This is a genomic window from Spirulina sp. CCY15215 (genome assembly GCF_016888125.1).
GTDB lineage: Bacteria > Cyanobacteriota > Cyanobacteriia > Cyanobacteriales > Spirulinaceae > CCY15215.
In genome coordinates this window covers 1-221 of record NZ_JACSWA010000047.1, presented here as the reverse complement: position 1 = coordinate 221, position 221 = coordinate 1, and the positions used below count along the sequence as shown (strand labels likewise).

General features: G+C 36.7%; 1 protein-coding gene. It reads left to right on the top strand.

Annotation, left to right across the window (positions count from 1 at the left end; translation table 11 throughout):
• A partial coding sequence (locus JUI58_RS00200) for an RRXRR domain-containing protein (RefSeq protein WP_204101748.1) occupies positions 1-221 on the top strand: 221 nt, incomplete at both ends.

The following is a 221-nucleotide window of genomic DNA, read 5'->3' as shown; positions in this document are numbered from 1 at the left end:
AAAGACCTAAAGGTTGGTTAGCACCATCTCTACAGCATCGAGTTGATACTGTGCTTACTTGGGTTAACAAATTAATTAAACTTGCTCCTATTACTGGCATTTCCCAAGAGTTGGTAAGATTCGACAAAAAAGGAACTAAAGATGTTAATGTATTTTTAGCTAAAAAACCTGAAGTGTTAAAACGCATTCTATCTCAAGCAAAACGCCCTTTAAGGGATGCG